Here is a 663-nt window from a genome sequence, read left to right as displayed (position 1 = left end):
GGCGGAGGCTCCGGCGGAAAAGCCGGCCGCCAAGCCGGCGCGTGCGTCGAAGCGGGCGTCGGCGAAGTAGCCGGCCCGCCAGGGGGCGGGGCGGGGGACATCTCCCCGCCCCGCCCTTCGCCCGTTCCCCGGGGGCTCCGCCCCCGGACCCCCGCCTGGGGCACCCCCGGACTCCGTCCGGGGGTGCAGCGAAATTCCAGCCCGCGGACGGAGTCTGGGGGAGGGCAGGGGACCTCGCCCCGCGCCGCCGAAGCCACGGCCGACTGTCACTCGGAAACATGACACTCCGCCTTCTGGCCGCTTCAGCGGAATCCGCTCATCATGCGCCCATGAACCCCAACCTGACGCGCCGTCAACTCGGCCTCGCCGCCCTCCGGACCGCCGCCGCCCTCGGCCTCACCCGCATCGGCCTCACCACCGCCACCGCCGCCGTCGCCGCGCTCAGACTCGGTCAGGCCGGCGTCCGTACCGTCGTCCTCGAGATGGGACGGCTCTGGGACACCCCCGGGCCCGACGGGAAGGTCTTCCCGTCCACCAGCGCCCCCGACCAGCGCTCCATGTGGTACCGCACCCGCACCGAGGCCCCCCTCGCCACCTTCCTCTGGCTGGACGTCGTCAACCGCGACATCAGCCCCTACCCCGGCGTCCTCGACCGCGTGAACT

Annotated in this window: 1 pseudogene; it reads left to right on the top strand. The window is 74.5% G+C overall.

Going from position 1 to position 663, the window contains the following annotated elements:
• Positions 1-329 precede the first annotated feature (329 nt).
• Positions 330-663 (top strand): annotated as a pseudogene (locus VR44_RS09045) (GMC family oxidoreductase); the annotation flags it as partial.

The sequence above is a fragment of the Streptomyces katrae genome (assembly GCF_000966975.1).
Taxonomy (GTDB): Bacteria; Actinomycetota; Actinomycetes; order Streptomycetales; family Streptomycetaceae; genus Streptomyces; species Streptomyces katrae.
The sequence above is the reverse complement of the archived record's forward strand: the minus strand, read 5'-3'. Positions and strand labels throughout refer to the sequence as shown.